The sequence below is a fragment of the Haloactinopolyspora sp. genome, from assembly GCF_027324685.1.
Lineage (GTDB): Bacteria > Actinomycetota > Actinomycetes > Jiangellales > Jiangellaceae > Haloactinopolyspora.
Window position 1 is genome coordinate 1 of the sequence record NZ_DAHVSH010000037.1, and the last position, 25,609, is coordinate 25,609.

Consider the following 25,609-nt stretch of genomic DNA (forward strand, 5'->3'; position numbering starts at 1 on the left):
TGCTCGGCCGGAACAGCCGTGCCGTCGTCGGCGAGGAAGCGGATCGGCTCGGCCGACGGCAGCAGCGATTCGGGTGATGACGGCCGCGGCGGAGGGTCGACGGACGGCACCCGATGTTCGGCCTGCGTGGTCATGGCTCACTCACCCTTCGGCCGCGAGGCGGGAACCGACAGAAGTCGGACGCTCTGTAGCTCTTTCCACAAATAGTGCGCTGATTAAGATGGTCATCTCTACAACGGCGACGAACTGGTGACAGGCGGCTGGTGGCAACGGTGGATGAAGACCAAACGTCTCGACGTGAGGCGCGTCACAGGTGGCAGACCGGCCATTCGTCTCCCCGCGCTCTCGACCATGTCGACCGCCGCATCCTGGCCGAACTGACCGTCAACGGCCGCATGTCCATCCGCAGCCTCGCCGAGCAGGTGCATGTGTCGCGGGCCAACGCATACGCGCGGGTCGACCGGCTGCTCGCCGACGGCGTCATCACCGGCTTCGGCGCTCACGTCGACCCCGAACGGGCCGGCCTGTCGACGAGCGCGTACGTCCTGTTGTCGATCCAGCAGAACACCTGGCGCGAGGTCGCCGCGGCGCTGGAATCGTTGCCGTACATCGAGCACTTCGCGTTGGTCGGCGGCGACTTCGACGTCCTGGCGCTGGTCCGAGCCCCCAACAACGCCGAGCTGCGCCACGTGGTGCTCGAGCACATCCAAGACGTGCCTGGCGTCCAGAGCACCCGCACCTGGCTGGTGTTCGACGAACATCACGGCCAAGGCTCACGCTGGGTGTGATGGCCGGGTGGGGTGATCGTCGATCGTCGTCCGGCGTAGGCTCGCGACCATGGCCAAGTGGGAATACGCTACGGCACCGGTCCTGGTGCACGCGACGAAGCAGATTCTGGACAACTGGGGCGAGGACGGCTGGGAGCTGGTGCAGATCGTCCCCGGCATGAACCCCGAGAATCTCGTCGCCTACTTCAAACGCCAGAAGGCTGAGTAGGAACCACGTCCGTAGCTGGATACGAAAGGGGCAACGATGGCGGCGAGCACGCCCGAAGGGCGACTCGAGGAGATGGGGCTGACTCTGCCCGACGTGGCGAAGCCGGTGGCTGCCTACGTGCCGGCGCTGCGCTCGGAGTCCTACGTGTACACCTCCGGACAGTTGCCCCTGCGCGACGGCGAGCTGCTGCACACCGGCAAGGTCGGCGCGGACGTGACGGTCGAGCAGGCACAGCAGTGCGCGCAGCAGTGCACGCTCAATGCGCTCGCGGCGGTGCGGGCGGCCGTTGGTGACCTCTCCGCGGTCACCCGGGTCGTCAAGGTGGTCGCCTTCGTCGCCTCCGCGCCGGACTTCACCGGCCAGCCGCAGGTGGCCAACGGCGCGAGCGAGCTGCTCGGGCAGGTGTTCGGCGACGCCGGTCAACATGCGCGCAGCGCTGTCGGCGTCGCGGTGCTCCCGCTCGGGGCCCCGGTCGAGGTGGAGATGATCGTCGAGGTCGGGTGATCGCCGTGCAGCCGGGGCGGATCCTGCCGGAGGCGCAGGCGCGCCGCGCGCGGGCGTTCGTAGCCGGGGCACGTCCTACGGTGCACGCTCGGACGGCGGCCACCGTCATGCTGCTGCGCGACACTCGCCGCGGGCTCGAGGTCTACGTTCACTTGCGGCACACCGCCATGGCCTTCGCCGGCGGCATGATCGCCTTTCCGGGTGGTTGTGTCGATCCGGGTGACCACGACCCAGGCTCCGAGTCCGCCGACCTTCCCGGGTGGGCGGAGGGGCTCGACACCGATCCGGCGACGTCGCGTGCGTTCGTCCGGGCCGCCATCCGCGAGACCCACGAGGAGACCGGCGTCCGGCTCGATCCGGCCGATCTGGTCCCGTGGGCACGGTGGGTGTCTCCGCGATTCGAGGAGCGCCGCTACGACACCTGGTTCTTCCTGGCCGCTCTTCCGCCAGGGCAGGAGGCTGCCGACGTCTCCGGTGAGGTCGAGCACGTCGAATGGCTGCCTCCGGCGACGGCGATCGAGCGCGCGGGCGCCGGTGAGCTGGTCATGCTGCCGCCCACCTACGCCGTCCTCGACGAACTCCGGGGCTTCGCGACGGCAGCCGAGGCCTTGGCCGCCGGTGTGGGCCGAGTGATCGACACCATCCAGCCGGGGTGGGTGGACGACGGCGAGCACGTGCGGGTGCTGCTGCCATCGGACCCCGACTACCCCGGTGACGATCCAGGAGACCTGCGATGAGGGCCGACGCCGAGCCGCAGCTGCCGCCGTGGTGCCGGGCGATCCGGGCGGACAACCCCGGCCCGATGACGCTGGAGGGCACCAACACGTACATCGTGCGCACCGCGGCCGGCAACGTCGTCATCGATCCCGGCCCGCTGCTCGAGGAACACCTGAGAGCGGTGGCGGCCGAGGGCCCGGTGGCGATGGCGCTGTTGACGCATCATCACGACGATCACTCCGGCGGCGCGCAACGCTTCCACGAGCTCACCGGAGCCCCGGTCGTCGCCCGCGACCCGGCGTTGTGCCGCGGCGGTGCGTCGCTGCCGCCGGACGGGCAGCGACTCGACGTCGCCGGGCGCGACCTGCGCGTCGTCGACACCCCGGGGCACACGCGGGACTCGATCTGTGTGATCGCCGACGACGGCGCGGTGCTGTTCAGCGGCGACACCGTGCTGGGACGTGGCACGACTGTGGTGATGCACCCGGACGGCGACCTCGGCGACTATCTCGCCTCCCTGGCCACCCTGCGCGAGCAGGCCGCACCTGGTTGCCTCCTACTGCCTGGGCACGGCCCCCGACGTGCCGACGCGGCCGCGGTGATCACCGGCTACATCGAGCACCGGGCCAGACGCCTCGACGAAGTGCGTGCCGCGCTGGCTGCCGGCGCGCGAACGGCGCGCGACGTGGTCGAGATCGTGTACGCGGACGTGGACCGATCGTTGTGGCCGGCGGCCGAGCAGACGGTGCAGGCCGCCCTGGAGCACCTCAGCGGGCGCGGCGACGCAACCGCTCGACGTCGAGCATGACCACCGACCGCTGCTCCAGACGCAACCAGCCACGAGCGACGAAGTCGGCCAGCGCCTTGTTCACCGTCTCGCGCGAGGCGCCGACCAGTTGGGCCAACTCCTCCTGCGTGAGGTCGTGCACGACGCGAACTCCCTCGTCGGAGGGCACGCCGAACCGGGTGGACAGGTCGAGCAGCTGCTTGGCGACCCGTCCCGGAACGTCGGAGAACACCAGGTCGGCGAGTGTGTCGTTGGAGCGGCGCAGGCGCGAGGCGAGCTGGGCCAGCAGCCCGCGCGCGACCTCGGGCCGGCCGGTGAGCCACGGCAGCAGGTCCGGATGGCTCAGGCTCCACAGCGTGGTGTCGGTGACGGCGGTGACCGTCGCCGACCGCGGGCCGGGATCGAACAGGGACAGCTCCCCGAACATCTGACCGGGCCCGAGCAGTGCGAGCAGGTTCTCGCGACCGTCAGGAGCGGTGCGGCCCAGCTTGATCTTGCCCTCGGTGACGACGTAGACGCGGTCGCCTTCGTCACCCTCGCGAAATAGAGTTTCGCCCCGGCTGAGCTGGACTTCGGTCATCGAGGCGCGCAGCGCTGCCGCTGCCTCGTCGTCCAACTCGCGGAACAGGGGTGCGCTCCGCAGCACGTCATCTACCACTGACAGGTCCTCCTCGCCGGCAAGCCAGGATGCGAACGAACACTCGATCCACCTGGCCCGAGTATGTCTTTCGCATCACATCGACCGCACTCTATTGTGCCTTCGGCCCATCATGACCGACCATTCGCCCCTGCTGCAGGGCGATTCGACCAGTCCGACGCCGAGCGCACATAAGGTGAGGGCGTGCCCATGCTCGAATCCGAATCCCGTCTCGCCCTGGTCCGCCGTGCTCGCCGCATCAACCGCGAACTCGCCGAGCTGTACCCCGACGCACACTGCGAGCTCGACTTCACCACACCGTTCGAGCTACTCATCGCCACCGTGCTGTCGGCGCAGACCACCGACGTCCGGGTCAACTCGGTGACTCCGGCACTGTTCGCCCGGTATCCCGACGCCGCGGCCCTGGCCGCCGCCGAGCGCGAGGACGTCGAAAAGCTCATCCAGCCGACGGGATTCTTCCGGGCCAAGACCGACTCGATCCTCAAACTGTCGCAGGCGCTCGTGGACAAGTTCGGCGGCGAGGTCCCAGGGCGGCTCAGCGACCTGGTCACGCTGCCCGGCGTGGGCCGCAAGACCGCGAACGTCGTGCTCGGCAACGCCTTCGGGGTCCCGGGCATCACCGTCGACACCCACTTCGCCCGGCTGTCCCGCCGATGGGGGTGGACCGAGCACACCGACCCGGTGAAGATCGAGGCCGACGTCGCGGCGCTGTTCGAGAAGAAGGACTGGACGATGCTGTCGCATCGGGTCATCTGGCACGGCCGACGCCGGTGCCATGCGCGTCGCCCCGCCTGTGGTGCCTGCCCGCTGGCGCGGTTGTGCCCGGCCTACGGCGAAGGGCCCACCGACCCGAAGGTTGCGGCCAAACTGGTGCGCGAAGGGCCGCGTGCGTGACTCGCCCGCAGTGGTTGCGTCCCATCGTCGCCGCGGCGGGCACCATCAGGCCAGGGCAGCTGTCCCGGTTCGAACCGCCGCCGGACGGGTCGGCGCGGCCGTCGGCGGTGCTGGTGTTGTTCGGCGAGTCCGACGGCAGGCCAGACGTCCTGCTGACCGAGCGGGCGCACGGTCTGCGTCGCCATCCGGGTCAGGCGGCCTTTCCCGGCGGCGTGATCGACCCGTCCGACGACGGGCCGGTCGGCGCTGCGTTGCGTGAGGGCCAGGAAGAAACCGGACTCGACCCGGCCGGCGTCGACGTCATCACGACGCTGCCGGCCATGTGGATCCCCGTCACCAACTACTCCGTCACCCCCGTTCTGGCGTGGTGGCGCGAGCCGAGTGAGGTGCGTGTCGTCGACGCCGCCGAGGTGGCGTCGGTGCATCGGGTTCCCCTGGCCGAATTGCTCGATCCGGCGAATCGGATGCGGGTGCGACACCCGTCCGGAGCCGTGGGACCGGCGTTCCACGTGCGTGACCTGCTGGTGTGGGGGTTCACTGCTGGCGTATTGTCCCGATTGTTCGAAGCTGCCGGAATTGACGAACCGTGGGATCGCACCGACGTCCGGGCCCTGCCCGATCCGGTGCGGGATGACGAGCGATCTTTTCGTCGTGAAGGTCGAGGTGCGATGTGATCCTGGGGCTCAATGCGGTGGACTTGCTGATCATCGTCTTGGCCATCGTCGTCGGCTACACCGGCTGGACGCACGGCTTCGTCGTGGGCTTGTTGTCGTTCATCGGTTTCGTCGGCGGTGCGTTCGCCGGGCTGTTGCTGGTCCCCACGGTGCTGGGCGGATTCGAACCCGGGTTGGGCGTCTCGGTGCTGGCCATCCTGCTCATCCTGGGGGTCGCCTCGATCGGGCAGGGCGTGTTGTCGTGGGCCGGCGGATGGGTGCGGTCGAAAGTGTCGTCCCGTCCGGCGCGGCGCTTCGACGCGGCCGGCGGTGCCGCCCTCGGCGTGGCCGGCCTGCTGGTGGCGGCGTGGGCGTGCGGGCTGGCGATCTCGTCGGCCGCCGTCCCGTACGCCTCGCCGGGGGTGCGCGAGTCAAGCATCCTCGGACTCGTCGACCGGGCGATACCCGTCTCGCCGTCGACTGTGCGGCGCGCGTTCGGCGACGTCGTGGACTCCGGCGGGTTTCCCCAGGTGGTTGCGCCGTGGGAAGCAGAGCCGATCGTCGCGGTGGAGCCACCGAACAGCCTGCTGCACCGTGACCCCGAGGTCCGTGCCGCCGCGGGCAGCGTCATCAAGATCACCGGCCGGGCCGAGTCGTGCGACCGCATCATCACCGGCTCCGGTTTCGTCGTCTCGCCGGAGCGGGTGATGACCAACGCGCACGTGGTGGCCGGGGTCAGCGAGCCGGTGATCACGTATCCGGACAGCGAACCGCTCGCGGCGAGCGTCGTGTCGTTCAACCCGGACGCCGATCTGGCCGTCCTCAGTGTCCCCGGGCTGAGCCTGCCGCCGTTGACGCTGGGTGACGGAGAGCTCGAAGGCGGCGCCGACGCCGTGGCCATCGGGTACCCGAACAACGGGCCGCTGCACAGCGAAGGGGTCCGGATCCGCGACGCCCGACAGTTGCTCGGGCGCGACATCTACGACGCCGATCCGGTGAACCGGAACGTGCTGTCGCTTCGCGGCAACATCCGGTCCGGCAACTCCGGCGGGCCGCTGGTCACGCCCGACGGCGTCGTCCACGGCGTGGTGTTCGCCGCCTCGTTGACCGACCCCAGCACCGGATATGCGCTGGCCTTGGATGAATTTGCCGAGGTCGCCATGGAAGCCGGGGACGCGACGGAGCCGGTCGCCACCGGCGAGTGCACGTGAGCTGGCGACGTCAGGCCGGAAGGGTGCCGAGCCACCGGACGAGCGCGTCGGTGACCAACTCCGGCTCCTCTTCGTGGGGGAAATGGCCCGCGGTCTCCAGCCCCAGCCACTCGTAGGGGCCGACCAGCTGCTCGGCCGACCCCGCGGCGAGCTCGGCGGAGATGTTGCGGTCCTGCAGTCCGTGGACCTGCAGTACCGGCAGGCTCAGTGGATCTTGCACCCGCTTGGCGAAGCGACGGCCGTCACCGCGGAACAGTGAGCGGAACAACCAGCGCTGGTACTCCAGGGCGCAGTGCGGCGCGGGCCACAGCTGCATGGCGCCGCGGTAGTGGCGAGCGGCTTCGTGGTCGGGGAAGGCCGAGTCCGGAGCGGACCACCGCCGGAGCAGCCGTTCCACCAGGGCGCCGTCATCGGCGATGAGGCGTCGCTCCGGAACCATCGGCAGCTGGACGCCGGCCAGCGAACCGCTGCGGCGGAACCGGCCGCGCAACAGGTGATGACGCAGGATCAGCGGATGCGGCATCGACATCGCCACCAACGCCGTCACATGGGCCGGGCGCATCGCCGCGGCCGTCCACGCGCCGTAGGCACCCCATCCGTGCCCCACCAGGACCGCGTGTCGCTCCCCGAGCGACCGGATCACCCCGGTGATGTCGGCGGCGAAGGTGAACGGGTCGTAGCCGCGGGGCGTCTTGTCGCTGCCGCCGTAGCCGCGCAGATCCATCGCGACCACACGGCGGCCGGCAGCTGCGATGGCGGGCATCTGGTGCCGCCAGGCCCACCAGAACTCCGGAAAGCCGTGCAGCATCAACACCAGTGGGCCGCGACCCATCTCGGCGATGTGGAACTGGGCACCGTTGGCGAAGATCGATCGATGCGTCCAGGGGCCCGGGATGTCGACGGTGTGCCGGGGCGTCGCGGTGGCGGTCACGTCCGGTCGGAGTTGGACGGCCGGAGGGCTGCGGCAGCCTGTCGAGCGGTCACCTTCGTACGCTCGGCCTTGGACAACCGCCCGAACCGACCCTTGGCCACCAGGAGCAGGACCAGCGTCACGAACAGGTAGAAGCCGGTGACGATGAGGAACGACCAGCCCAGCGTGATACCGAGGGCCCGGATGCCGTACACCAGCGCGAACGATCCCATGATGAACGCGAACAGGGCGAACACGCCGGCGACGGCGGCCATCGCGCCACCCAGCGCGACGGACTTCGCGTCCTCGCGCATCTCGGTCTTGGCAAGCTCGATCTCGTCACGCACCAGCGCGGTGAGGTCGGTCTTGATAGCGGCCACGAGCTGGCCGATGGAGGCCTCTGTCTCCGCGGCGTCACTGGTTGCCCGGATGGCCATCCAGCACTCCCCTCGTCGCTGAGCCTTGTTGCACATGATCTGGTGTCGACTCTAGAGCACGGCGGGGCCCTGCTGGTCGCGATCGACGACCTGCGTGGCGGGAATCGCTCAACGGCGTTCGAACGTCCGGACCGGCTGGCCCGGCCGCCACAACCGGATCAGCATGGCGTCGCGCCGGGCGTTGAGCCCGGCCAGGACGACGTCGTCGATCTCCAAGCGGAACAGGTGGAACGGTTGCGGCGTCTCCGGGGCGTGCCGGACATACGCGGCGACGTCCTCGGCGCCTGCTTCGAAGGCGCGTCCGGACACCTTGACGTCGGGCGTGGTCATCGACCCGTCTCCCGGGTTGGAATGCAGCGCGAACCGTGGGTCGCGCTGCAGATCGCGAGCCTTCATCGCGTGGAGCATCGATCCCAGGACGAGGTCGTCGCCGAAGAAGTCCACCTCGGTTCCGCTCACCCGCGGTGAGCCGTCGGCGCGCAACGTCGCGAGTACGTGGTGTTTGGCGGCTTCGAGCCCGGCCCTGGCCTCACGGGCGAACTCGGGTGCTTCGTCGGTGAATCGTCTCCAGGTAGTCATGCCATCGAGTATGCGAGCCGATAGCTGACATCTCCTGTCAGGGAATCGGCGTAGTGTCGATGTCCATGAGAGCTGGACGGCTGGTCGCCACGATGCTGCTGTTGCAGCAGCGACGGGCTGCCACCGCCGCTGCCATCGCCGATGAGCTCGGGGTGTCGGTCCGCACCGTCTACCGCGACGTGGCGGCGTTGCAGCAAGCCGGTGTGCCGATCTGGACCGAGACGGGGCCGGGCGGTGGTATCCGGCTGGTCGAGGGGTGGCGGACCAGCCTCGACGGGCTCACCGGTGACGAGGCGGCGGCGCTGTTCCTCGGCGGTGTGCCGTCGGCGGTCGCCGATCTGGGGCTGGGAACCGTCCTGGTCGCCGCCCAGACCAAGGTCATCGCGACCCTGCCGCCGGAACTGCGTGGCCGCGCCGGGCGGCTGCGCGAACGGTTCCACGTGGACGCGCCGGGCTGGTTCGGCCCGACGACTCCGCCGGAGCAGCTCGGTGCGCTGTCCGAGGCCGTCTGGTCCGACCGCCGTATCGACGTCACCTACCGTCGGGCCGACCGGACGGTGCGCCGTCGTCTCGACCCGCTGGGCCTGGTGCTGAAGGCTGGGACCTGGTACCTCGTCGCGGCGCATCGGCGGCAGATCCGCACGTATCGCGCCGGGCGTATCGACGACGTGACGGTACGGGCCGAGCCGTCGCAGCGCCCGGACGGCTTCGACCTGGCGGCGTGGTGGGCGGCGTCGTCGCGCGAGTTCGACCGCTCGCTGCTGCGGTACCGGTGTCGCGTGCGCCTGTCACCCGGAGCGCTACGCAACCTGCATCACTACGTGGGCGTCGAAGCAGCCTCCGATGCGCGGGCTGCTGCCGAAGAACCGGACGACGACGGCTGGCGGGTCACCACCGTGTGGACCGAGGCCGAAGACGTCGCCGCCCATCAGCTCACGTCCTTGATGACCGGCGTGGAGGTCCTCGAACCGGCCAGCCTGCGGACGAGGTTGCACGAGATCGGCGCCGCGATCGCCGCGCTCAACGCGTGAGGCGATCACGACGCCGATGGTCGTGGGGGTGGGTGGGTCAGTCCTCGCCGGAGCCGGCGGCCATGCCCTCGCTGATGAGGTTCATCACGGTGGGGTCGGCGAGCGTCTGCACGTCGCCCAGCTCGCGGTTCTCGGCGACGTCGCGCAGCAGCCGCCGCATGATCTTGCCCGACCGGGTCTTCGGCAGCTCGGGGACGACCATGATCTGGCGCGGCTTGGCGATCGGGCCGATCTCCTTGGCCACGTGATCACGCAGTTCCTTGATGACGTCCGGGCCGCCCTCGCCGGCGGAGGCACGCAGGATGACGAACGCGACGATGCCCTGCCCGGTGGTGGGGTCGGTGGCGCCGACCACCGCGGCTTCGGCGACCTTGTCGTGCGACACCAGCGCGGATTCCACCTCGGTGGTCGAGATCCGGTGCCCGGAGACGTTCATGACGTCGTCGACCCGGCCGAGCAGCCACAGGTCGCCGTCGTCGTCCTTCTTGGCGCCGTCGCCGGCGAAGTACACGCCCTCGTAGCGCGACCAGTAGGTGTCGATGAAGCGTTCGTCGTCACCCCAGATGGTGCGCAGCATCGCCGGCCACGGCTCGGTCAGGACGAGGTACCCGCCGCGGCCCTTCTCGACGGCGGTACCGGACTCGTCGAAGACGTCGGCTTCGATGCCGGGCAGGGGCGTCTGCGCGGCGCCCGGCTTGGCCGAAGTGACGCCGGGCAGCGGGCTGATCATGATGGCGCCGGTCTCGGTCTGCCACCAGGTGTCGACGACGGGGGTGCGGTCGCCACCGATGACGCGGCGGTACCAGATCCACGCCTCGGGGTTGATCGGTTCACCGACGCTGCCGAGCACCCGGAGCGACGAGAGGTCGCGGCTGCCGGGGATCTCCTCGCCCTGCTTCATGAACGTGCGGATGGCCGTGGGCGCGGTGTACAGGATCGTGACGCCGTACTTCTGCACGACGTCCCACCAGCGGCCCGGCTGAGGGTGATCCGGCGTGCCCTCGTACATCACCTGCGTGGCGCCGTTGGCCAGCGGGCCGTACACGACGTAGCTGTGCCCGGTGACCCAGCCGATGTCGGCGGTGCACCAGAACACGTCACTTTCGGGTTTGAGGTCGAAGACGTAGCGGTGGGTGTAGGCGGACTGCAGCAGGTAACCGCCCGACGTGTGCTTGATGCCCTTGGGCTTTCCGGTCGTGCCGGAGGTGTAGAGGATGAAGAGCGTGTCCTCAGCATCGTGCGGCTGCGGGCGGTGAGTGTCGGGCTGGCGGCCGACGACGTCGTGCCACCACAGGTCGACGTCGGCGTTCCAGGCGACCTCCTGCTCGGTACGCCGGACGACGAGCACGTTGCGTACGCTCGGCGAGGCGGCGACGGCTTCGTCGACCGCGGGCTTGAGCGAGGCCGGCTTGCCGCGGCGGTAGCCGCCGTCAGCGGTGATGACGAGCTTGGCCTCGGCGTCGTCGATCCGGCTGCGCAGCGCTTCGGCGGAGAAGCCGCCGAAGACGACGGAGTGGATGGCGCCCAACCGGGCACAGGCCAGCATCGCGATGGCCGCCTCGGGAATCATGGGCAGGTAGATCGCCACCCGGTCGCCGTGACCGATGCCCAGCTCGGTGAGGGCGTTTGCGGCCTTGCACACCTCGCGCTGCAGGTCGGCGTAGGTGAGGGTGCGGCTGTCGCCGGGCTCACCCTCCCAGTGGATGGCGACGCGGTCGCCGAGTCCGGCTTCGACGTGGCGATCGACGCAGTTGTACGAGACGTTGAGCTTGCCGTCGACGAACCACTTCGCGAACGGCGGGTTGCTCCAGTCCAGGACCTGGTTCCACTCGGAGTCCCAGGTGAGCAACTCGCGGGCTTGGCGCTCCCAGAAGGCCAGTCGGTCGGCCTTGGCGTCGTCGTACATCGCGGCGGTGGCGTTGGCCTGGGCCGCGAACTCTTCAGACGGCGGGAAACGCCGCTCCTCGTGCAGAAGGTTGGACAGAGCGTCATTCGTCACGTTCGTCTGCTCCTCGTGTCATCGTGTCCGTCAGTGCGCCGAGACCACTGCCGTCTACCTCACCACCGCGACTTCAGATCGGCAAGGTCGCCGTCCGCCGGTCGATCGTCTCAGGTCCGCCCGGCCGCGCTGACGTCGGGCTGACCCGGTACGACACCGTAGTGTCCGCATGACGACCGGCCGGCGAACGGCGAGTCATGTCAGTGCTGAACCTCCTTCTCGGCTCCCGCACCGGTGAGTGAGCGAACTTCCATTTCCGCGTATTTGGCCTGGTTGAACTCTTTCGACAGCCGGGTGCCCAGCCAGCCGAGGAAGAATCCTGCGGGAATCGACACCAGGCCGGGATTGTCCAGCGGGTACCAGTGGAAGTCGACGCCCTGGATCATCGACGGGCTGCGGCCGGTGGCCGGGTCGACCGGCTTGCCCGATACGGCGGGCGAGAAGACGATCAACGTGACCGCCGTGAGCAGGCCGCCGTACATGCTCCACAGCGCGCCGCTGGTGTTGAACCGCTTCCAGAACAGCGAGTACAGGATGACCGGCAGGTTCGCGCTGGCCGCGACGGCGAACGCGAGTGCCACCAGGAACGCGATGTTCTGGTTCGCGGCCACGATGCCACCGCCGATCGCGACGGCGCCGATCACGACCGCGGTGATGCGGGCGACGCGGACCTCGTCGTTGGCGCGCATCTGGCCCTTCTTGATGACGTTGGCGTAGATGTCGTGCGCGAACGACGCCGACGCGGTGATCGTCAGGCCGGCGACCACGGCCAGGATCGTCGCGAACGCCACGGCGGCGATGATGCCCAGCAGGAGGGTCCCGCCGAGCTCGTAGGCCAACAGGGGTGCTGCGGAATTGACCCCGCCGGGGGCGTTGAGGATCTCTTCCGAGCCGACGAGTGCGCCGGCGCCGTACCCCAGGACCAGCGAGAACAGGTAGAACAGGCCGATGATCGCGATCGCCCACGTGACGCTGTGCCGGGCCTCCTTGGCCGACGGCACGGTGTAGAACCGCATCAGCACATGCGGCAGCCCCGCGGTGCCGAGCACGAGCGCCACGGCGAGCGAGATGAAGTCGAGCTTCGACGTGCCGCTGGCGCCGTACCGGTTCATCGGCTCGAGGAGCTCCTCCAGCCCGCCGGCCCGGTCGACTGCGGCGCCCATCAGGGCCGAGAGGTTGAAGTTGTGCTTGGCCATGACCCAGACCGTCATGACAGCCGTCCCGGCGACCAGCAGGACAGCCTTGATGATCTGCACCCACGTCGTGCCCTTCATCCCGCCGACCAGGACGTAGAACACCATGATCGCGCCGACGACGCCGATGACCACGCGCTGGCCGCCCTGGCCGTCGATGCCCAGCAGCAACGCGACCAGACCGCCGGCTCCGGCCATCTGAGCGAGCAGGTAGAAGAACGAGACGGCCAGGGTCGTCGTCGACGCGGCGGTGCGCACCGGACGTTGGCGCAGCCGGTACGACACCACGTCGGCCATGGTGAAGCGGCCGGTGTTCCGCAGCTGTTCGGCCACCAGCAGCAGCGCCACGAGCCAAGCGACGAGGAACCCGATGGAGTACAGGAAGCCGTCGTAGCCGTAGATGGCGACGGCACCGGCGATGCCCAGGAAGGACGCGGCCGACAGGTAGTCGCCGGAGATGGCCAGGCCGTTCTGTTGCCCGGTGAACGCGCGTCCACCCGCGTAGTAGTCCGCGGCGGTCTTGTTGGTCTTCGACACGCGCAGCACGATGAACAGGGTCGCGATGACGAAGACGGCGAAGATCGTGATGTTGACGGCGGGGTTGCCGATGTCGGTCATCGTTGCACCGCCTCCAGGCCGTTCCGGAGTTCGGTGGCGATCGGGTCGAGTTTCCTGTCGGCGTGGCGGATGTAGAGCCACGTGATGAGGAACGTCGAGGCGAATTGCCCGAGCCCGAGGACGAGTCCGATGTTGATGTTGCCGGCGATGCGGGTGGACATGAAGCCCACGGCGTAGGTGGACAGCAGGACGTAGAGGAAGTACCAGGCCATGAAGGCCACCGTCATCGGGAACGCGAACGAGCGGACGCGGCGTCGCAGCTCGATGAATTCCGGGCTGGCCCAGGCGGCTTCGTAGTCCTCAGCGGTGGGGCTTGATCGTTCCGGCGGCGGATCGTCGAGGTGCGCCACGCTTCAACCTCCTCGTCAGTGTGGTCCGGCTCACACAGGCCGGTTTCACGCCGCACCGTAGGGCTGGGCTCGGCGGCTCGGCAGTGTTCGCGCGCTGGTGGTCGGCGAGCGGTCGGTCGGCTCGGCGTGTGGGCTTCATCGATGCGACGAGCGGTCGGTGTGGCGCGACGAGCGGTCCCTCGCCTGTCGGGCCGGGGCCGAGATCCGCGATCGCCCTCTTGACGAATCTTTGACTCAAGTCAATGATGTGAGTAGTTGACTGCCGATGTGTAGGAGATCCCATGGCGAAGGACGACATCGTTCTCTCGGCCACCCTCATGGGCTTGGGTATGCACCTGGGCTCATGGATGGTCCGCGACGGAGACGCCTCGGACTACGTCCGGGCCGACTTCTACCAAGCGTGTGCACGCGCCGCCGAACGCGGTCGGTTTCATTGCCTTTTCCTGGCCGACACGCTGTCCAGCTCGGAGGAGGGAGTGGAACGCCCGGCGCTCGGGGCGTTGGACCCGGTGACGGCGCTGATGTCGATGGCGGCCGTGACCGAGCACATCGGCCTGGTGGGCACGGCGTCGACGACGTTCAACCAGCCGTTCGATCTGGCCCGCCGGTTCTCGACCTTCGACCACCTCAGCAACGGGCGAGCGGGATGGAACGCGGTGGCCACCTTCGTCCCCGCGGTGGCCGACAACTTCGGCAGCGGCGTGCTCCCCGACCGGCGCGACCGGTACGAGCGCGCCGACGAGTTCCTCGACGTCGCGTTCAAGCTCTGGGACTCGTGGGACGACGACGCACTCGTCGGCAACAAGTCCGAGGCGATCTTCGGGGACCCGGCCAAGGTCCGTGAGATCGGCCACGCCGGGAAGTACTACCAGGTTCGCGGCCCGCTGACGCTCCCCCGGAGCCCGCAGGGACGCCCGATCGTCTTCCAGGCCGGCAGCTCGGCCGAAGGTAAACAGCTCGCGGGCAAATACGCCGACGTCGTGTTCACCGCACAGAGCAGTCCCGCCGACGGCGCACTGTTCCGGAAGGACGTGCGGGCCAGCGCCGAGTCGCACGGGCGCGCTGCCGACGACGTCATCATCCTGCCCGGCCTGTTGCCGATCATGGGCAGTACCGAGGCCGAAGCCAAGGCGCGCAAGGAAGCCCTGGACGACGCGCTGGGCACCGAGCCGGAGATGGGCAAGCTGGCCCGGCGGGTCGGCGTGGCGATCGAGGATCTGGACCTCGACAAGCCGTTGCCGCTGGACAAGCTCGTCCCCGACGATCAGTTCGCCGGCTCGATCGGATTCCGTCGTTCGGTCGTGGGGTTGGCCGAGCGCGAGAACCTCACCGTGCGTGAACTGCTCAAGCGATATGGCGGTGGGCACAATCAAGTCGTCGGTACCCCGGAGCAGGTCGCAGACGAGATGCAGCGTTGGCTGGCCGAGGACGCTGCCGACGGATTCAACCTCATGATCGACATGCTGCCGGACGGAATCGAGATGGCGACCGACCAACTCGTTCCGGAACTGCGCCGGCGTGGGCTCTTCCGCAACGAGTATTCCGGCGCGACGTTCCGAGAGAATCTCGGCCTCGCGTACCCGGATCGGAGGAATGCATCGTGACGATTGCGGCGAACGTCACCGAGTCCAACGGACATACGTTCAGCCCGGCGAGCAGTTTCGGCAATGGCCGGCCGCGCATCGTGGGTATCGGTGGCACCACCCGAGCGAACTCCAGTTCCGAGCAGGCATTGCGCGCCGTCCTGACCCGGCTCGAACGCGCCGGCGCGCAATGCGACGCCTATTGCGCGGACAACATCAAGTTCCCCATGTACGACCCGCAGGACGAAACCCGGTGTGAGGCGGCGCTGCACCTGCTGGAATCCGTGCGCGCGGCCGACGCCGTCATCGTGTCGACCCCCGGATATCACGGCGGGTTGTCCGGCATGCTCAAGAACGCCCTGGACTACTTGCAGGACTTGGCCGACGACGACGTCCCCTACCTGCAAGGTCGCGCGGTCGGTTGCATCGCCAGCGCCTACGGCTGGCAGGCCGGCGTGCTGGCGCTCTCGTCCTTGCGGACCACCGTTCACGCCTTGCGCGGCTGGCCGACACCGCTGGGCATCGTCATCAACTCGAGCACGACGAAATTCCAGGACGGCACGTGCGCCGACGCCAAGATCGAACGTCAATTGGATTCGATGGCGAATCAGTTGATGTGGTTTTCCACGACTCGTGCCGCTGCTGCCTGAGTGGCCTTGTTTCATGGTCGGCTGAGAAAGGTGAGCTGTATCGTCGGCCGTGGCAGTGGTGCGAGCTGAACAGGAGGTACGGTGCCCGACGACATCGTCATGCCCTCCCTACCGCTGTCCGCGCCGCAGGATCTGAAGTCGTATTTCCAGAGCGTCGCCGAAGCTCGCTATGCCATCCGAAAGTCGTTCCGGATCATCGACGAGGAGGCGCGGGCCCACGGGCTGGAGCCGTTGCAGCACCAAGCGCTGATCCAGGTGTTCGGTGCGCGTGATAGCCAGATGACGATCAGCCAGCTCGCCGAACGGCTCGACGTCACGCCGGCGCTGGCGTCGCGACTGGTCCGGGGCCTGGTCGCCGACGGTCACCTGACCAGAGTGGCGTCGAGAAAGGATCGTCGGCTCACCTACGTCGAGATCACCGAGCCCGGCATTCGGGTACTCGTCGACATCTTGACCCAAGTGGAGTTGAAGATCGAGCTGTTTCAGCGGCGGTTACGCCCTGACGAGAAGTTGTCCGCGCTCATGATCCTGGGCATCTACGTCGGCGTTCCCCTCGGCCGTAAGCAGCTTCGAGACCTGAGCGACGTTTCCTGACTCATCGCCGCCAGCGATCCTCGGGGTCCCAGTCGCCGCGGTCCAAATCGAGGTTCTCCGGGGTGTGCAGGCGCACCATCGTGCGATCGACCCCCGGGGCCAGATGCCTGGGGGTGGCCAGCGAGACGACCACCATGACGGTGAAGGCCAGCGGCATCGACCACGCAGCCGGCTGCGCCAGCAGTGCGCCGAGCCAGCCGCCTTGCTGGCCGGCCAGGATCGTCGCGGTCACCGCGAGCGTGGAGGTCCCACCGCCGGTGACGAGCCCGGCCACGGCACCCGGCCAGGTCAGGCGGCGCCACCAGATGCCCAGCAGCAGCAGCGGACAGAACGAGGAGGCCGCCACGGCGAACGCCAGGCCCACGACGTCGGCGATGCCGAGCAGGGGACTGGACAACGCCAGAGCGATCGGCACGACCAGAGCCAGGCCGGCACCGATCCGGAAGGCCGAGACCGGGCTGCGCACGTGCGTGCGCAGGATGTCTTGAGACAGCACCCCGGCGACGGAGATCGTCAGCCCGGACGACGTGGACAGGAACGCGGCGAACGCTCCGGCCGCGACGAGCGCGCTCAACGCGTCGCCGGCGGCGCCGTCCACCAGCCGCCCGGGAAGCACGAGGACCACCGCATCGGTCCGTCCGGTCAGCAGCAACTCCGGGGTGTAGAGGCGGCCCAGCGCTCCGTACACCGCAGGCAGCACGTAGAACAGCCCCAGCAGCCCGAGCACCGCCACGGTGGTGCGCCGGGCCGCGCGCCCGTCGGGATTCGTGTAGAAGCGCACGAGCACGTGCGGCAGCCCCATCGTGCCGAAGAACAACGCCAAGATCAGCGAATACGTGTTGTACAGCGGGTGCTCACCGTTGGCCTGCAGCGGCAGCGCCCAGGCCTCGCCGTCGAGCGGGGTGAGCCGAGAGGCATGCGGGATCGGCGCGCCCTCGGGGAAGACGAGCGTCGTCCCAGCCGCGACGTCCACCTCGCCGGGCAGGACGAGCCGGCGCTCGTCGATCTGTTCGTCGTCCAGCGTGCCGTCGATGTCGACGATCACCGGCCCGGGCACCTCGATGGTGACGTCGGTGGCCACGTCGACCGTCGTGGTCTCCGCGAACACCGGCTGCTCACCGGAGGCGACCTCGGGGCGGCCGTCGACATGCCACACCAGCAGCAGGAACACGACGGGCACGGCGAGCGCGGTCAGCTTCAGCCAGTACTGGAACGCCTGGACGAACGTGATGCTGCGCATGCCGCCACCCAGCACACTGATCAGCACGACCGCCGCGACGACGACCGGGCCGGCCCACTGCGGCGCGCCGGTGACGGTGCGCAGCGTCAACCCCGCGGCCTGGAACTGCGGCAGCAGATACAGCCATCCGATGGTGACGACGAGGACACTGGCGACCCGCCGGGCGACCAACGATTCCAGGCGTGCTTCGGCGAAGTCGGGCAGGGTGTAGGCCCCTGAGCGACGTAGCGGCGCGGCCACCAGGACCAGCAGCATGAGGTAGCCCGCGGTGTAGCCGACCGGAAACCACAGCATGTCGGCGCCGTAGGCCAGGATCAGCCCGGCCACACCCAGGAACGAGGCCGCCGACAGGTACTCGCCGCCGATCGCCGAAGCGTTCCACCACGGCGTGACCGTGCGCGAGGCGACGTAGAAGTCACTCGTCGTCCGCGCGGCGCGGAGGCCGTACGCGCCGATCAGCACGGTGGCGACCGCCGTGAGTACGACGGCGGCGACCTCGACCGTCATCGGCGATCGACCATCTCGGCGAAGTCGCGTTCCACGCGCTCAGCGGCGCGAACGTAGAACCACGCCGCAGCCACCAGCACCGGATACACAGCGACGCCGAGGATCACCCAGGGCAGCTCGATTCCGGCGATCTCGGTCGAAGACACCTCTGGTACCAGCGCGAACAGCAACGGCAAGGCGGCGAGCACGCCCAGCACGGCTCCGGCCACCGTGAAGCCCAATCGCAGTTGGGCCCGCAGCAGGGCGCGCATGTACACCTCGCCCAGGCGCGTCTGGGCGTCGATCTCGGTCGTGACGGGGCGGCGGCGAACCGGCGGCCGGCCGCGCCGGCGACCGGTGATGGTGACCCGCTCGGTCATGGGGTGTCCCCGGCCCGCCGGACGAGCACGTCGCGTAGTTCCCGGGCGTGCCTGCGGCTCACCGGCAGGACCGTGTCGCCGATGACGACGCTGTACCGCCCGGCGTCGAGCCGGATCTCGTCGACATGCGCGCTGGCGACGAGGTGGCTGCGATGAATGCGCACGAAACCCGAGTCCGCCCAGCGTTCCTCGAGGGTGCCCAGCGGCACGCGCAGCAGGTGGCTGCCGTCGCGGGTGTGCAGGCGCGCGTAGTCACCCTGAGCGCTGACGTAGCTGACCTCGCTGCGCCGGATGAACCGGGTGACGCCGCCGAGCTCCACCGAGATCGTCTCGTCTTCGGCACCGGCGGTGGATGGCCGCGGCTCGGACACGGCCTCGACGGCCCGGCGTACCGCCTCGAACAGTCGCTCGCGACGGTACGGCTTCATGACGTAGTCGACCGCGTGCAGGTCGAACGCGGTGACGGCGTGGTCGTCGTAGGCCGTGACGAACACGACTGCCGGTCGGCGCCGGAACTGCGCCAGAACACGCGCGAGGTCGAGTCCGGACAGCCCAGGCATCCGGATGTCGAGGAACACGGTGTCGATGTGCTCGCGCTCCAACAGGCGCAGGGCCGCGGTTCCGTCGCCCGCGGTGAGCACCTGGCCGATCCGGTCGTCCTGCTCGAGCAGGAACGCGAGCTCGGCCAGCGCCGGTGGCTCGTCGTCAACCGCCAAGACCGTGAGCATGGCGTGAGGCTAGTAGAAGTTCAGGGCACCGGACAGTCGGCGTGGTCGACGCCGACTGTCACGCTGCGCTGGAGCGTGCAGGCGATCTGCTGCAGCGCGGCCCGGGACAGTCGGCCAGGGCTGTCGACGACCAGGCGGTCTCCGTCGACGACCAACCGCACCGACGGCGGGACCTCGGTACGCAGACCGACGTCCTGCTCGTGGGTGGTCGGCCCGGCCGCGAGTGCTTCGACGAGCTCCTGCGGGCCGGCGGAGTCCAGGTCCGGTCTGACGGCGGGGTAGGGACGGCCGTCGTGAAGAAAGTAGACGACCGCGGACTCCCAGCTCGCTCGTGCGCCCGGGCCTGCGTCGATGCTTCCGGTCGGCCGAATTCCGCAGGCGGAGACCGTCAGAACGGCTGCGGCCAGCACCCACGAGCACAGCCTCGTCATGCGTCCGCCCTGCGCGGCAAGCTCACGGTGAACCGAGTCCCCTCACCCGGCGAGCTGGCGACGTCGATCCGCCCGCCGTGCAACCGGACGTTCTCCCACGCGATCGCCAGGCCCAGCCCGCTGCCCTCCGTTCGGCCGCGGCTGGCGTCGGCCTTGTAGAAGCGGTTGAAGACCCGCTGCCGTTCCTCCGGTGGCAGGCCCGGCCCGTGATCGTGCACGGTGATCGTGACGCAGTCGTCGTCCACGCCCGGCACGTCGGCGGCGGCGACGGCGACCGTGATCGGCTCGGCGCCATGGGTGACGGCGTTGCCGACCAGATTGGCCACGACGACGTCGAGTCGTCGTGGGTCGGCCCGGATCGTCACCGGCGGCGCAGCGCCATCGGGCTGTCCAGCCGGCAGCACGTGCACCACCGGCGACCAGCCGCGGGTGGCGATCGTGCGTTCGACCAGCTCCCGCACGTCGACGACGCGTAGGTGCAACTCCGCGCGGCCGGCGTCGAACCGACTGATCTCGATGAGGTTCTCCACCAGGTCGGCCAGGCGGTGCGTCTCGGTGCTGAGCACCCGAGCTGCCGCCGCGCCGTCGCCGCCGAGCCGAGCGGCCTCGTCGTCGACGGTGTCGGTGACGGCGATCATGGCGGCCAGCGGGGTGCGCAGCTCGTGCGACACGTCGGCGACGAACCGGCGCGAGTTCGCCTCTTCTCGCTGCAGCCGGGTCACCGAGTCCTCGAGCCGGGCGGCGGCGTCGTTGAACGAGCGGACCAGCCCGGCCAGTTCGTCGTTGCCCCGGACCGGCAGCCTGGTGCCCAGATCGCCGCCGCCGAGGCGAGCCGCACCCCGACTGAGCGCCCGGACCGGGCGAAGCACGCTACGCGCGGCGACCAGTGCGACGACCACGGCGACGACAGCGGCGGCGGTGAGGACGGCCGCTGCCTGCCGCGTCAGCCCGTCGATCCGGTCCTGTTGGGCGGCCAGCGATGTCCTCGCGTACACCTCGACGCCGGTGGGCACGCCGTTGCTGGTGGTTACCGGGGTGCCCGCGTACAGCACCGGCTCGCCGGACTCGACGGTGCGCTGGAAGGACAACCGTGCGCGTTCGCGTACGGCGCGACGCAGCTGCGCCGGTATCCGGTCGAGCAACGGCCCGTCGCCGATGCCGACGTCGGCGTACACCACGATGGTGTCCTCCGGGCCCACCTGGTCGACCAGGGCCGCCAAGGCGTCTCCGCTCGGCATACGGGGCCGGCTGGAGGCATCGGCGACGTTGTCGCGCAGCTGGGTGAGGAACTGCTCCTGGCTCTCGTCCAAGATCGCGTTGCGCGCCGACACGTAGCTCAAGCCGGCCGCAGCCAGCCCGCTGCCGAGAGTGACGAGCAGGAACGCCACCGTCAGGCGGGCGCGCAGCCCGACCGACCACGACGGTCTCCGCGTGGTCGGCCGGTCGTCCGCGGCAGCCGTCATACCGGCCCGAACCGGTAGCCGAACCCGCGGACGGTCTGGATGTACACCGGCTCCGAAGGCGTGTCCTCCACCTTGGCGCGCAGTCGCTGCACGCACGCATCGACGATCCGCGAGTCACCGAGATAGTCGTGGCCCCACACCGCGCGTAGCAACTGCTCGCGACTGAACACCTGCGACGGCGAACCGGACAGCTCGAGCACAAGGCGCAGTTCCGTCGGGGTGAGCCCGAGCTGGCTGCCGCCCTTGGTCACGCTCAGCGCGGACCGGTCGATGACGAGGTCGCCGAACGAGTCCACGGTGCCCGCGCGTCGCTCGCCGCGCCGGAGCACCGCGCCGATGCGGGCGTCGAGCACTCGCGGCAGGACGGGCTTGACCACATAGTCGTCCGCGCCGGCCTCGAGGCCGCTGACGACGTCGATGTCGTCGTTGCGGGCGGTCAGCATGATGATGGGCACCGACCCGCGGGCTCGCACCCGGCGGCAGACCTCGAAGCCGTCGATGCCGGGCAGCATGAGGTCGAGAACGATGATCTCGACATGGTCATCGAGGCGCTGCAGCCCTTGTTCGCCCGTACTGGCGGTCACGACGTCGTGGCCCTGGCGGCGCAGCGCGAGCTCCAACCCGGACCGGACGGAATCGTCGTCTTCGATCAGCAGTACGCGGGGCACGGGTGTCATTGTTCAACAGGACGGCGGGCTGCCGCGGCCGTTGGCGCGAGCTGTAGCGAAACCATGACACGACGCGAACGAGGTGCGGATCTTCGCCGTCGACCGTGGTCGGCATGACGAACACGTGGGAGCGCCGACGGCGATCCGCCGGCTCGGCGATGTTGATCGCGCTGGCCGGTGTCCTCCTGGGCGGTACCGGCGTCGCCGTGCTCGGTGCGCCGAGCGAGGCGAACGGCGAGGCCGCGGCGTGTACCGACCGAGGCGACCTCGACGACCTCGGCGGGTTGACCGAGCCGACCCGGCAGGCCTGGCTCGCGGCGGTCGACGACGCCGCCGCGGAGGGGGTCGAACTGTCGTTGACCTCTGGTTACCGCACCTGCGGACACCAACAGCGCCTGTTCGACGAGAAGGTCGACGAGTACGGCTCGGTGACAGAAGCTTCCGTCTGGGCGCTGCCACCGGACGAGTCGAACCACGTCCTGGGCGTCGCGCTGGATGTCGGCCCGGCACCGGCCGCGGACTGGCTGCGGAGCAACGGTTCGCGCTACGGCCTGTGCCAGACGATGAGCTGGGAGTGGTGGCACTTCGAGTTCGACCCGGCGTGGAAACGCTCCGGCTCGTGTCCCGACCCCGCGCCTGCGCCGCCAGGGCAGAGCCCGGGATAGACGGCCTGGTCAGTGCGTCCCCGGGCCGGTGACGTGCACGCCGGGGCGATACTTCGGCACCCGCATGCTGACCTTGGTGCCCGCGCCCAGGGCGGTCTCGATGACCAGCCCGTACTCGTCGCCGAACACCGCACGCAGCCGATCGTCCACGTTGCCGATCCCGATGCCGACGCGGTCGGTGGAGTCGCCGGCCAGGATGTCGCGGACCACGTCCGGGTCCATGCCGACGCCGTCGTCGTCGATGCTGATGACAGCGTCGTGGCCGGCGTCCTCGGCGACGATCGCGATGTGGCCGGGCTCGGCGCGGCCCTCGAGCCCATGCCGTACGGCGTTCTCGTCCAGCGGCTGCAGGCACAGGAACGGGATCGCGACCGGCAGCACCTCGGGCGCCACCCGCAGCGTCACCGACAGCCGGTCACCGAAGCGCGCCTTCTCCAGCGTCAGGTACCGCTGAACCGAGCGCAGTTCGTCGGCCAGCGTGGTGAAGTCGCCGTGTCGGCGAAACGAGTACCGCGTGAAGTCGGCGAACTCCAGGAGCAGCTCGCGGGCATGTTCGGGATCGGTACGCACGTACGACGCGATGGCGCCGAGCGCGTTGTAGATGAAGTGCGGCGAGATCTGGGCGCGCAGGGCCCGGATCTCGGCTTCGGCGAGCTTCGCTCGTTCACGGTCGAACTCCGCCAGCTCGAGTTGACCGGAGACGAAGCGGGCGACCTCCTCGACCGCGCGGACCAGGCCTGCCGACGGGCGAGTCGACGTGTAGGCGATCAGCGCGCCCACCACGTGCTGCTCGGAGGTCAGTGCCGCGACGACCGCGTGGCGGACCTGGCAGTCCACGCGCTCGCAGGCCACCGCGTCCGGATCGAGCACCTCGGTCGAACCGGACGTGAGCGCGTGCGCGGCGTGCCGGTGGACGTCGTCGGCGTGGGTGCTGCCGACGCCGTCCCAGGCGGTGACCGCATCGCCGTCGGTGATCGCCAGGGCGGGAGTGGCCAACAGTTCGCGCAGATGCTTGGCGGCACGGTCGGCGCCGTTGGCCAAACCGGCCCGTAGCTCCGGCGAGGCGAGGCTGGTGGTGTGCAGGATCCGGTAGGTGGTCTGGTTCTCGGTGGTGCCGAGCACGAGGCGGGATCTGACCAGGCGGGCGAGCGGGACCGCGATGGCGGCGAGCAGCACCACCACGATGACCACGACCACCGCCGAACGCATGCAGCGGACCCTACGCGGATGAGGCGAGTTCGTGTTCTCGTGTGGCGCAGGCCCGGATCTCGGTCTCGGCGGCATTGCCTCCGGTGCAGACGACACCCACGCGCCGCCCGGCGAACCGCTGTGGATCGGCCAGGACCGCGGCCAGCGCCGCAGCCCCGGCGCCTTCGGCGAGGGTGTGCGCGTCGCGCATCATGACCCACTGAGCGGCGGCGATGGCTGCATCGTCGACGAGCACGAAGTCGGTCAGGTGGGTGCGCATGATCTGCTGGGTGAGCTCGAAACCCGAACCCGTGGCCAACCCGTCGGCCACCGTCTGGTTCGGGCGCTGGAGGCATGCTCCGGCCCGCCATGAATCGTGGCCGGCGGGTGAGGCGGCCGACTGGACGGCGATGACCTCGCAGGACGGCGCGAGCGCGGCAGCGACGAGACAGGCCGCGGCCGCACCGCTGCCGCCACCCACCGGGACGACGACCACGTCGAGATCAGGCGCCTGCTCGAACAGCTCCAGGTACACGGTGGCGACGCCGGCGATGATCCTGGGGTCGTTCGCCGCGCTGATCAGGTTCATGCCGTGGGCGTGCGCCAGCATCTCGGCGTGCTCGCGGGCCTGGTCGAAGTTGGCTCCGGCCTCGACGACCTCCGCACCGAAGCCCGCGACCGCTCGTGCCTTGGCCGGGTTCGGGTTCTCGGGCATGACGATGGTGCACCGCACCCCGAACAGTGCCGCCGCGTAGGCCAGGGACTGTGCATGGTTGCCCGTCGAGTAGCCCACGATGCCGCGGTCGCGCTCGGCCGGGTCCATCGCGTCCAGTAGGGCGATGCCGCCGCGGACCTTGAAGGCGCCGGTCGGCTGCACGTTCTCATGCTTGACCAGTACGGTTGCCTCGGCTGTGGCGTCGAGAGCCGGGTAGCGCCACGTCGGCGTGGGGGGGCAGGTGTCCGGCCAGCACGCGACGAGCGTGGAGAGCGTCGGAGATGGTGGGCTGTCGCATGCCACCCACCGTCGCACCAGGATCACCCATAGGTCCAATGCCAGGATTCGAGGCATACATCAAGAATGTCTATTATTGACCTCATGCTCGACCTTGTGCGCCTTCGGGTCTTGGTCGCAGTCGCCCGCGAGCGGTCGGTGACTGCGGCGGCCGAGAAGCTGCACTACTCGCAGCCGTCGGTCAGCCACCACCTGGCCCGGCTGGAAGCTGACGTCGGGGCGCCGCTCACGCAGCGCGCCGGGCGCGGTATCCGGCTCACCGAGGCCGGGCGCATTCTCGCCGCGCGCGCCGAAGAGATCCTGGGGCAGGTCGAGGCCGCGCAGACCGAGGTCGCCGAGCACGCCGGGCTGCGGGCCGGGCGACTGCGGTTAGCCGCGTTCCCGTCGGCACTGGCCACGCTCGTGCCGCGGGCCGTGGCTCGGTTCAGTGCCGCCCATCCGGCCATCGACATCGCGTTGAACGAGGCTGAACCGCCGGTGGCGCTGACCGGGTTGCGCAACGGCGAGGTCGACGTAGCGATGATCTTCGCCCACGGTGATTCACCCGCCGGCGACGACCGCAACACCACCATCACCCCCGTGCTGACCGAGCCCATGTACGTCGTCACGCCGGCGAACCGGCAGTGGCCGGGCGAGCGCACGAAGCTGGCCACCTTCGCCCACGCCCGCTGGATCGCCGGATGCGAACGGTGCCGGCTGCACCTCGTCGCCGCGTGCGAGGTCGCCGGATTCACACCCGACATCGCATTCGAGACCGACGACTACGTCGCCGTGCAGGCCTTGGTCGCCGCGGGCCTGGGGGTCAGCACTCTGCCGGGGCTGGCGCTCGTGGCCAACCGCCATCCCGACGTCCGGATCGACCGCCTGCCCGACGACCACCGCCGCATCGCGGTGGCGACCTACGGTCGCTCGCCGGCGCCGCTGCCGGTGCAGGCGTTCATCACCGCGTTGCGCGAGGCGATGGTCACGCCGGCCTGGCCCTGA

28 protein-coding genes and 1 pseudogene are annotated in these 25,609 nt (G+C 69.5%); 14 read left to right on the plus strand and 15 right to left on the minus strand.

Going from position 1 to position 25,609, the window contains the following annotated elements:
• Positions 1 to 272 precede the first annotated feature (272 nt).
• The 5 genes from M6444_RS04980 to M6444_RS05000 are packed head-to-tail and all read left to right on the plus strand — an operon-like array spanning position 273 to position 3,025.
• Positions 273 to 788, plus strand: a complete 516-nt coding sequence (locus tag M6444_RS04980; RefSeq protein ID WP_298323740.1) for an Lrp/AsnC family transcriptional regulator — start codon at positions 273 to 275, stop codon at positions 786 to 788.
• 49 nt (positions 789 to 837) lie between these two features.
• Entirely contained in the window at positions 838 to 996 is a 159-nt protein-coding gene (locus M6444_RS04985) for a DUF4177 domain-containing protein (protein WP_298323742.1), read from the plus strand.
• A gap of 36 nt (positions 997 to 1,032) precedes the next feature.
• Positions 1,033 to 1,500 (plus strand): RidA family protein, encoded by a 468-nt coding sequence (locus tag M6444_RS04990; RefSeq protein WP_298323744.1) that lies wholly within the window; start codon positions 1,033 to 1,035, stop codon positions 1,498 to 1,500.
• On the plus strand, positions 1,497 to 2,237 hold the full coding sequence (locus tag M6444_RS04995; RefSeq protein ID WP_298323746.1) for an NUDIX domain-containing protein: 741 nt from the start codon (positions 1,497 to 1,499) through the stop codon (positions 2,235 to 2,237). Before M6444_RS04990 ends, M6444_RS04995 begins: the two co-directional genes overlap by 4 nt.
• The gene (locus M6444_RS05000; protein WP_298323748.1) at positions 2,234 to 3,025 is read left to right on the plus strand and encodes an MBL fold metallo-hydrolase; all 792 of its coding nucleotides are present in this window, start codon (positions 2,234 to 2,236) and stop codon (positions 3,023 to 3,025) included. Before M6444_RS04995 ends, M6444_RS05000 begins: the two co-directional genes overlap by 4 nt.
• Here M6444_RS05000 and M6444_RS05005 read toward each other — a convergent pair.
• The gene (locus tag M6444_RS05005; RefSeq protein ID WP_298323749.1) at positions 2,985 to 3,662 is read right to left on the minus strand and encodes a Crp/Fnr family transcriptional regulator; all 678 of its coding nucleotides are present in this window, start codon (positions 3,660 to 3,662) and stop codon (positions 2,985 to 2,987) included. The two genes, M6444_RS05000 and M6444_RS05005, sit on opposite strands and share 41 nt — an antisense overlap.
• Before the next feature lie 189 nt (positions 3,663 to 3,851).
• Here M6444_RS05005 and nth point away from each other — a divergent pair, with 189 nt between their 5' ends.
• The 3 genes from nth to M6444_RS05020 are packed head-to-tail and all read left to right on the plus strand — an operon-like array spanning position 3,852 to position 6,420.
• Entirely contained in the window at positions 3,852 to 4,556 is a 705-nt protein-coding gene (gene nth, locus M6444_RS05010) for an endonuclease III (protein WP_298323806.1), read from the plus strand.
• On the plus strand, positions 4,553 to 5,230 hold the full coding sequence (locus M6444_RS05015; RefSeq protein ID WP_298323750.1) for a CoA pyrophosphatase: 678 nt from the start codon (positions 4,553 to 4,555) through the stop codon (positions 5,228 to 5,230). The genes nth and M6444_RS05015 overlap by 4 nt, the downstream gene beginning before the upstream one ends.
• On the plus strand, positions 5,227 to 6,420 hold the full coding sequence (locus M6444_RS05020; RefSeq protein WP_298323751.1) for a MarP family serine protease: 1,194 nt from the start codon (positions 5,227 to 5,229) through the stop codon (positions 6,418 to 6,420). Before M6444_RS05015 ends, M6444_RS05020 begins: the two co-directional genes overlap by 4 nt.
• 10 nt (positions 6,421 to 6,430) lie before the next feature.
• Here the strand turns inward: M6444_RS05020 and M6444_RS05025 are convergent, their stop codons facing one another.
• The 3 genes from M6444_RS05025 to M6444_RS05035 all read right to left on the minus strand — a co-directional run bounded on the left by M6444_RS05025 (position 6,431) and on the right by M6444_RS05035 (position 8,346).
• Positions 6,431 to 7,351, minus strand: a complete 921-nt coding sequence (locus tag M6444_RS05025) for an alpha/beta hydrolase (protein WP_298323752.1) — start codon at positions 7,349 to 7,351, stop codon at positions 6,431 to 6,433.
• On the minus strand, positions 7,348 to 7,767 hold the full coding sequence (locus tag M6444_RS05030) for a phage holin family protein (RefSeq protein WP_298323754.1): 420 nt from the start codon (positions 7,765 to 7,767) through the stop codon (positions 7,348 to 7,350). The genes M6444_RS05025 and M6444_RS05030 overlap by 4 nt, the downstream gene beginning before the upstream one ends.
• A gap of 108 nt (positions 7,768 to 7,875) precedes the next feature.
• Entirely contained in the window at positions 7,876 to 8,346 is a 471-nt protein-coding gene (locus M6444_RS05035; RefSeq protein WP_298323756.1) for a pyridoxamine 5'-phosphate oxidase family protein, read from the minus strand.
• Between the two features lie 65 nt (positions 8,347 to 8,411).
• Between M6444_RS05035 and M6444_RS05040 the strand changes: the two genes are divergently transcribed.
• Positions 8,412 to 9,377 carry a WYL domain-containing protein gene (locus tag M6444_RS05040; protein WP_298323758.1) on the plus strand — a complete coding sequence of 322 codons (966 nt, stop codon included), beginning with the start codon at positions 8,412 to 8,414 and terminating at the stop codon, positions 9,375 to 9,377.
• Positions 9,378 to 9,414: 37 nt separating this feature from the next.
• Here the strand turns inward: M6444_RS05040 and acs are convergent, their stop codons facing one another.
• The 3 genes from acs to M6444_RS05055 all read right to left on the minus strand — a co-directional run bounded on the left by acs (position 9,415) and on the right by M6444_RS05055 (position 13,537).
• Entirely contained in the window at positions 9,415 to 11,376 is a 1,962-nt protein-coding gene (gene acs / locus M6444_RS05045) for an acetate--CoA ligase (RefSeq protein ID WP_298323760.1), read from the minus strand.
• A gap of 200 nt (positions 11,377 to 11,576) precedes the next feature.
• Positions 11,577 to 13,187 (minus strand): cation acetate symporter, encoded by a 1,611-nt coding sequence (locus M6444_RS05050; RefSeq protein WP_298323762.1) that lies wholly within the window; start codon positions 13,185 to 13,187, stop codon positions 11,577 to 11,579.
• On the minus strand, positions 13,184 to 13,537 hold the full coding sequence (locus M6444_RS05055) for a DUF485 domain-containing protein (protein WP_298323763.1): 354 nt from the start codon (positions 13,535 to 13,537) through the stop codon (positions 13,184 to 13,186). The genes M6444_RS05050 and M6444_RS05055 overlap by 4 nt, the downstream gene beginning before the upstream one ends.
• 281 nt (positions 13,538 to 13,818) lie before the next feature.
• Between M6444_RS05055 and M6444_RS05060 the strand changes: the two genes are divergently transcribed.
• The 3 genes from M6444_RS05060 to M6444_RS05070 all read left to right on the plus strand — a co-directional run bounded on the left by M6444_RS05060 (position 13,819) and on the right by M6444_RS05070 (position 16,364).
• The gene (locus tag M6444_RS05060; protein ID WP_298323764.1) at positions 13,819 to 15,141 is read left to right on the plus strand and encodes an LLM class flavin-dependent oxidoreductase; all 1,323 of its coding nucleotides are present in this window, start codon (positions 13,819 to 13,821) and stop codon (positions 15,139 to 15,141) included.
• On the plus strand, positions 15,138 to 15,770 hold the full coding sequence (locus M6444_RS05065) for an NAD(P)H-dependent oxidoreductase (RefSeq protein WP_298323766.1): 633 nt from the start codon (positions 15,138 to 15,140) through the stop codon (positions 15,768 to 15,770). Before M6444_RS05060 ends, M6444_RS05065 begins: the two co-directional genes overlap by 4 nt.
• Positions 15,771 to 15,851: 81 nt before the next feature.
• Complete coding sequence (locus M6444_RS05070; protein ID WP_298323768.1) at positions 15,852 to 16,364, plus strand: MarR family transcriptional regulator; 513 nt, start codon at positions 15,852 to 15,854, stop codon at positions 16,362 to 16,364.
• A gap of 1 nt (position 16,365) precedes the next feature.
• Here the strand turns inward: M6444_RS05070 and M6444_RS05075 are convergent, their stop codons facing one another.
• Genes M6444_RS05075 through M6444_RS05100 form a run of 6 tightly spaced genes read right to left on the minus strand, consistent with a single transcriptional unit; the run spans position 16,366 to position 21,769 of the window.
• A complete protein-coding gene (locus M6444_RS05075; protein ID WP_298323770.1) occupies positions 16,366 to 18,111 on the minus strand; it encodes a cation acetate symporter in 1,746 nt (581 codons plus the stop codon).
• Positions 18,108 to 18,470 carry a DUF485 domain-containing protein gene (locus M6444_RS05080; RefSeq protein ID WP_298323772.1) on the minus strand — a complete coding sequence of 121 codons (363 nt, stop codon included), beginning with the start codon at positions 18,468 to 18,470 and terminating at the stop codon, positions 18,108 to 18,110. Before M6444_RS05080 ends, M6444_RS05075 begins: the two co-directional genes overlap by 4 nt.
• Entirely contained in the window at positions 18,467 to 19,198 is a 732-nt protein-coding gene (locus M6444_RS05085) for a LytTR family DNA-binding domain-containing protein (RefSeq protein WP_298323774.1), read from the minus strand. The genes M6444_RS05080 and M6444_RS05085 overlap by 4 nt, the downstream gene beginning before the upstream one ends.
• Positions 19,199 to 19,218: 20 nt before the next feature.
• A complete protein-coding gene (locus M6444_RS05090; RefSeq protein WP_298323776.1) occupies positions 19,219 to 19,629 on the minus strand; it encodes a GerMN domain-containing protein in 411 nt (136 codons plus the stop codon).
• Positions 19,626 to 21,092, minus strand: a complete 1,467-nt coding sequence (locus tag M6444_RS05095; RefSeq protein WP_298323778.1) for a HAMP domain-containing sensor histidine kinase — start codon at positions 21,090 to 21,092, stop codon at positions 19,626 to 19,628. The genes M6444_RS05090 and M6444_RS05095 overlap by 4 nt, the downstream gene beginning before the upstream one ends.
• A complete protein-coding gene (locus M6444_RS05100) occupies positions 21,089 to 21,769 on the minus strand; it encodes a response regulator transcription factor (RefSeq protein WP_363326246.1) in 681 nt (226 codons plus the stop codon). The genes M6444_RS05095 and M6444_RS05100 overlap by 4 nt, the downstream gene beginning before the upstream one ends.
• Before the next feature lie 104 nt (positions 21,770 to 21,873).
• On the opposite strand from M6444_RS05100, the gene M6444_RS05105 reads away from it, so the two are divergent.
• Positions 21,874 to 22,425: a D-alanyl-D-alanine carboxypeptidase family protein gene (locus M6444_RS05105; protein ID WP_298323780.1), complete on the plus strand. Its 552-nt coding sequence runs from the start codon at positions 21,874 to 21,876 to the stop codon at positions 22,423 to 22,425.
• A gap of 9 nt (positions 22,426 to 22,434) precedes the next feature.
• Here M6444_RS05105 and M6444_RS05110 read toward each other — a convergent pair whose 3' ends face one another.
• Both M6444_RS05110 and M6444_RS05115 read right to left on the minus strand, forming a co-directional pair.
• On the minus strand, positions 22,435 to 23,634 hold the full coding sequence (locus tag M6444_RS05110) for a histidine kinase (protein WP_298323782.1): 1,200 nt from the start codon (positions 23,632 to 23,634) through the stop codon (positions 22,435 to 22,437).
• Between the two features lie 10 nt (positions 23,635 to 23,644).
• A pseudogene (locus M6444_RS05115) lies at positions 23,645 to 24,626 on the minus strand (pyridoxal-phosphate dependent enzyme).
• An 83-nt stretch (positions 24,627 to 24,709) separates the two neighbouring features.
• On the opposite strand from M6444_RS05115, the gene M6444_RS05120 reads away from it, so the two are divergent.
• Positions 24,710 to 25,609, plus strand: a complete 900-nt coding sequence (locus M6444_RS05120) for a LysR family transcriptional regulator (protein WP_298323787.1) — start codon at positions 24,710 to 24,712, stop codon at positions 25,607 to 25,609.

What these genes read in the sequence shown, in the direction of transcription:
- M6444_RS04990 (WP_298323744.1), top strand. Translation starts at nt 1,033, where the DNA reads ATGGCGGCGAGCACGCCCGAAGGGCGACTCGAGGAGATGGGGCTGACT.
- M6444_RS04985 (WP_298323742.1), top strand. Translation starts at nt 838, where the DNA reads ATGGCCAAGTGGGAATACGCTACGGCACCGGTCCTGGTGCACGCGACG.
- M6444_RS05090 (WP_298323776.1), bottom strand. Translation starts at nt 19,629, where the DNA reads ATGACGAGGCTGTGCTCGTGGGTGCTGGCCGCAGCCGTTCTGACGGTC.
- M6444_RS05105 (WP_298323780.1), top strand. Translation starts at nt 21,874, where the DNA reads ATGACGAACACGTGGGAGCGCCGACGGCGATCCGCCGGCTCGGCGATG.
- M6444_RS05040 (WP_298323758.1), top strand. Translation starts at nt 8,412, where the DNA reads ATGAGAGCTGGACGGCTGGTCGCCACGATGCTGCTGTTGCAGCAGCGA.
- M6444_RS05100 (WP_363326246.1), bottom strand. Translation starts at nt 21,769, where the DNA reads ATGACACCCGTGCCCCGCGTACTGCTGATCGAAGACGACGATTCCGTC.
- M6444_RS05095 (WP_298323778.1), bottom strand. Translation starts at nt 21,092, where the DNA reads ATGACGGCTGCCGCGGACGACCGGCCGACCACGCGGAGACCGTCGTGG.
- M6444_RS05110 (WP_298323782.1), bottom strand. Translation starts at nt 23,634, where the DNA reads ATGCGTTCGGCGGTGGTCGTGGTCATCGTGGTGGTGCTGCTCGCCGCC.
- nth (WP_298323806.1), top strand. Translation starts at nt 3,852, where the DNA reads ATGCTCGAATCCGAATCCCGTCTCGCCCTGGTCCGCCGTGCTCGCCGC.
- M6444_RS05050 (WP_298323762.1), bottom strand. Translation starts at nt 13,187, where the DNA reads ATGACCGACATCGGCAACCCCGCCGTCAACATCACGATCTTCGCCGTC.
- M6444_RS05030 (WP_298323754.1), bottom strand. Translation starts at nt 7,767, where the DNA reads ATGGCCATCCGGGCAACCAGTGACGCCGCGGAGACAGAGGCCTCCATC.
- M6444_RS05120 (WP_298323787.1), top strand. Translation starts at nt 24,710, where the DNA reads ATGCTCGACCTTGTGCGCCTTCGGGTCTTGGTCGCAGTCGCCCGCGAG.
- M6444_RS05000 (WP_298323748.1), top strand. Translation starts at nt 2,234, where the DNA reads ATGAGGGCCGACGCCGAGCCGCAGCTGCCGCCGTGGTGCCGGGCGATC.
- M6444_RS05080 (WP_298323772.1), bottom strand. Translation starts at nt 18,470, where the DNA reads ATGACCGAGCGGGTCACCATCACCGGTCGCCGGCGCGGCCGGCCGCCG.
- M6444_RS05075 (WP_298323770.1), bottom strand. Translation starts at nt 18,111, where the DNA reads ATGACGGTCGAGGTCGCCGCCGTCGTACTCACGGCGGTCGCCACCGTG.
- M6444_RS05060 (WP_298323764.1), top strand. Translation starts at nt 13,819, where the DNA reads ATGGCGAAGGACGACATCGTTCTCTCGGCCACCCTCATGGGCTTGGGT.
- M6444_RS05085 (WP_298323774.1), bottom strand. Translation starts at nt 19,198, where the DNA reads ATGCTCACGGTCTTGGCGGTTGACGACGAGCCACCGGCGCTGGCCGAG.
- M6444_RS05035 (WP_298323756.1), bottom strand. Translation starts at nt 8,346, where the DNA reads ATGACTACCTGGAGACGATTCACCGACGAAGCACCCGAGTTCGCCCGT.